Source organism: Bacillus sp. C30 (genome assembly GCF_040838255.1).
Classification (GTDB): domain Bacteria; phylum Bacillota; class Bacilli; order Bacillales; family Bacillaceae_G; genus Bacillus_A; species Bacillus_A mycoides.
The window spans coordinates 1-4590 of record NZ_JBFPJH010000268.1 but is presented as its reverse complement, the minus strand read 5'-3'; the positions used below and the strand labels follow the sequence as shown (position 1 = coordinate 4590).

The window sequence follows — 4590 nt, the reverse complement described above, 5'->3', positions numbered from 1 at the left end:
ATTCGAGATAATTCACAAAAAAACTACAGTTCTTATGATTATATTTTAAATATTGATTTTATGATTTTGACTATCCTTCAAAAAATATCTTGAATTCGAGATTTATTATAGTCTAATTAGTTTTTATTGTCAATGCAGATATCTTTTCATTTTTTCATCAAAAACAATATGCTGATAACTCACCTCCATCAAATAATTTGTTTGAAAAAGAGCAACCGAAAAGCGGGAACATTCATGTAATAAATTTCTACTTTTCCCATAACCAAAAAGCCATACAAATGTATGACTTTTTTGATTATTTTTTGTTCAGCTACATATTTACTTCCCAATTACGGAAGGAAACAATTCCGAAAGTGGAACTACTTTCCCCATCTCATCTTTAAACACAATATGCTCTCTCGTTAAATGGCGCGGGCTCTTTACCCCTGCTGCTGCCGCTAATGAAAACAAACTATATCTCATACTAATAACATAGTTCATTACTCGCCATTTTTTCTCATACGGATCTAATGCTTTTTGGTAGTGTGGATTCGTAGTTGCAACCCCCGATGGGCATTGCCCTGAATTACATTGAAGTGCCATAATACAACCGCTTGCCATCATAAATCCGCGTGCTGAATTTACGGCATCTGCACCGATAGCTAAAGCAATCGCCACTTTATCTGGCGTGATTAATTTCCCGGAGGCAAACACCTTTAATTTATCCCTGACACCGTAATGATTTGCTGTATCAATAAATGTAAGTAATGCCGGTATAAGCGGAAGCCCCATACTATCTGCCATCGATTTATATGTTGCCCCTGATCCACCTTCTGAACCGTCGATTGTAATAAAATCTGGATAGATGTTTAATTCTTTCATTGCTTTTAATAAATCTTCCAAAGGCTTCTGTTGACCAATTACAATTTTCATGCCCACTGGTTTACCACCGTTTTCTTGTAAATCTTGAATAAAATATAAAGCCTCTGCGGCACTACTAATAAATGAAAAACGATTTGGCGAATTAATCGTTTCTCCTTCTCGTACTTTCCGAACGGAAGCGATTTTCTCATTTACCTTCTGTCCTTCTAAATGACCACCACGTATTTTTGCTCCTTGCCCAAATTTCAATTCAAACGCTTTAATATTACTTTCTTTCGCCTTCTCCATAAATTCCTTCATCGAAAAATTCCCGTCCTCGTCACGGTATCCAAATAATCCCGGACCGATTTGGGCAATGATATTTGCACCCGTATGTAAATGTTCTGGAATGACGCCCCCTTCCCCAGTATTAATCCACGAACCACCTGCCATTTTTGCACCAAACCCAGCTGATAAAATATAATTTTCTCCAATCGCACCGTAAGATGTCGCTGACGCTCCAAACATCCCATACAGTTTCCATGGATATTTACGATTTTCTCCGACTATAATTGCATCATCTTCTTCATACAACCAAAGGTTTGTTGTATCCGCTGTCAATTTTTCTCTTCTTGAAAATAACCCTTCTTTATGAATCATATATTTTTTCCCCTCACGTTCTTGCGTGAGATTCACACTTAATTCATCTGTTAATGTGGGGAATAATGTATTAGCAATATAATAGCCAGATTCCTCAAAATCTCGTTTTGATCCAAAACCAAGTATTTCAGAACGGTATTTTGCTAGAAACATAACACTTTGAAAATCGTAGCGCGAAAAGGGCTTTCCGTCAGTATCATGATCAAACCAATATTGCCGAAATTCCGGGCCTATTTTTTCGAGTAAATAGCGCATTCTACCTAAGTATGGATGCAGTTTTAATATAGAATGATGCGTCCGTTTTTTAATAAAAAATGTAATGATAAAAAAGACAATTAAAAGTAGCATCAAAAAGAGCAATATACTAATAATAATGAGTAGCGCTTCACTCATTCCGCTTCCCCCTATATATGAAATTCCATAATAAAAAGAGAACACTCCATGTGTTCTCTTTTTATCCTTATTCACACTAACGTAGCAAGATGCTCTTTCGCGTCATATTCAACCAAACTTTCAGCATTTTTAATTCGCTGAACAAAATCTGGATTAGCGATTAATGGTCTTCCGAACGCCGCTACATCAATTGTTCCTTCTTGCAGTGCTTCTTCTGCCTCTTTCGGATTCAAATTACCTACTCCTACGATAGTACTATCCCAATACTTTCTTACTAATTGATGAAAATTCTTGCCGTCAGCAATAACTTGCGTATAATTCATCGTTGAAGGGTGAATCATCGTTAATCCAACTTCTTTAAACATATTTACAAACGTTTCAATTGCAAGTTCAGGATGTTCCCACATATAAGTAGGATTATCACCTTTAAAGGCAGAGAAGCGAAGAAGCGTTTTATCAGCTCCAACTGCTTCAATTACAGCCTGAACAACTTCTTTCATAAACGTTAACCTTTGTTTTAAGTCACCGCCGTATTTATCAGTACGCTTATTCGCAAATTCATAAGTAAATTGGTCAATTAAATATCCGTGTGCACCGTGAATTTCTACACCATCAAATCCAGCTTCTATCGCATTCTTTGCGGCTTGTGCATATTGACCGATAACTTCTTTTATTTCTTCTATTGTCATTGCTTCTGGTGTATCAAACGGTTTACGAAAACGCGGAACATTCCCCTCCGCAGCAATAGCAGAAGGTGCTTGCGGCATTTGACCACCAATTATTTCGTGATGACTCATACGTCCAACATGCCATATTTGAGCAATAATCGTTCCGCCTTCTATATGTACTGCCTCTGTAACAGGTTTCCAAGAATCCATTTGCGCTTGTGTATAAATACCTGGTACTCCCGGATTCCCTTTTGCTCTCGGGCTAATGACAATTCCTTCTGTAATAATTAATCCAATCCCATCAGCAGCACGTTTTTGATAATACTCTACTACATCAGTACCAACTACCCCAGTCTCATTATTTGCAAAACATCTCGTCATCGGTGCCATCGCTATGCGATTACGAAGAGACCAAGATCCAATTTGAATCGGATGAAATAACTTCGTTTCTTCAATATTTTCAAAAGACCCCCAAGCGTTTATATTTGTTCCTTCATAAATACTTGCCGCTTTATTATTTGAACTTGTCATTTTTCTTCCCCCTAAAAAAATCTAACTATAATCGCATCATACTTACTTTTAGATAGTAACGTCAATTTATACGCTCTTACGTAGGAATATTCGCATAATAAAACTAACCGTTTTTAACTTTAAGGGTTCTGAAATTCAGGAATCTACTGTTTATTCTAATGTCCAGTAAGTGGATGTTTTCTTTTTTTCTAGTTTTATTATTATAGAATATATTGGTAATTAATTATTTAACTATTCACTAACCAAAAAGAACCTGTTTCCAATGTACTATGTTCAAACTTAAACTAACGAGGTTTCAATAATTCATTTGTTTTTTAATTATACCAACGAAATTTTAGGAAATAATAAAAGACTCCTAGATAGTTGAAAGTATTTTTTCTTATTTAATTTTTAGAAAGAAGGATAACAATGAAAACAAAAGCTATCGTTTCTACACCTGAAAAAGATTTTAATATGCAAGAAGTATACTTAGACGAGATTAAAGACGATGAAGTATTAGTAAAAATTATCGCTTCGGGTATATGTCATACAGATGCAACAGTTTTAGACGGTACAATGCCAACACCAAAACCAGTTGTTTTAGGACATGAAGGTTCTGGTATTGTAGAAAAAGTGGGAAGTAATGTAACATCGTTTAAACCTGGTGACCATGTTGTACTTGGATTTTCTTACTGTGGTCATTGTGAAAATTGCTTAGATGGTAATGCTGCTGCTTGCGAAAATATGATTGAATTAAACTTCTCTGGAAAAAACAAACGCCATGTAACACCTATACACGATCTTAACAATAATGACATTTCTCAATTCTTCGGCCAATCTTCATTCGCATACCATGCCGTTGTTAATGAGAATAATGCTGTAAAAGTACCAAAAGATGTTGATATACGTTTGTTAGGACCACTTGGTTGTGGAATTATGACTGGTAGCGGTACGATCCTAAATTCATTACAGCCAAAACCAGGTAGTAGCCTAGTTGTATTTGGAACCGGTGCTGTTGGCCTTAGTGGCTTAATGGCAGCTAAAATTGCTGGATGTACTACAATCATTGCCATTGATATTCATGATAGTCGTTTAGAATTAGCGAAGGAATTAGGGGCTACACACACGATTAATAGCTTAAACGAAGATCCAGTTGCCAAAATTAAAGAAATTACAAACGGTGGTGCTAATTACTCATTTGAAACAACTGGCGTAAATACTGTTACACTGCAATCCATTCAATGCTTACGAGTAAAAGGTACAATGGCAACTGTTGCTGTTGGTAAAAAGGATTTAACTTTAAACGTAACAAATGAAATTGTCGTAAAAGCTATTACAATTAAAGGAGTATTTGAAGGGGATGCAGTACCGCAACTATTCATTCCAAAATTAATTAATTTCTATCAAAAAGGACTATTCCCATTCGATAAGTTTGTACAATTCTATTCTTTTGAAGAAATTGCTCAAGCATTTGAAGATTCTAAAACAGGAAAAACGATTAAACCTATTATCATAATGG

General features: G+C 35.7%; 3 protein-coding genes. 1 reads left to right on the top strand and 2 read right to left on the bottom strand.

What is annotated here, in order from left to right:
- Positions 1-318 precede the first annotated feature (318 nt).
- Together AB3X49_RS18160 and AB3X49_RS18155 are read right to left on the bottom strand one after the other, a co-directional pair.
- Positions 319-1893, bottom strand: coding sequence for an FMN-binding glutamate synthase family protein (locus AB3X49_RS18160; protein ID WP_002185146.1), 1575 nt, complete (start codon positions 1891-1893; stop codon positions 319-321).
- Between the two features lie 71 nt (positions 1894-1964).
- Positions 1965-3092: an alkene reductase gene (locus AB3X49_RS18155; RefSeq protein WP_367963822.1), complete on the bottom strand. Its 1128-nt coding sequence runs from the start codon at positions 3090-3092 to the stop codon at positions 1965-1967.
- A 408-nt stretch (positions 3093-3500) separates the two neighbouring features.
- Here AB3X49_RS18155 and AB3X49_RS18150 point away from each other — a divergent pair.
- Positions 3501-4590: NAD(P)-dependent alcohol dehydrogenase (locus tag AB3X49_RS18150; RefSeq protein WP_367963818.1), on the top strand; the 1090-nt coding region annotated here is incomplete at its 3' end.

What these genes read in the sequence shown, in the direction of transcription:
- AB3X49_RS18160 (WP_002185146.1), bottom strand. Translation starts at nt 1,893, where the DNA reads ATGAGTGAAGCGCTACTCATTATTATTAGTATATTGCTCTTTTTGATG.
- AB3X49_RS18155 (WP_367963822.1), bottom strand. Translation starts at nt 3,092, where the DNA reads ATGACAAGTTCAAATAATAAAGCGGCAAGTATTTATGAAGGAACAAAT.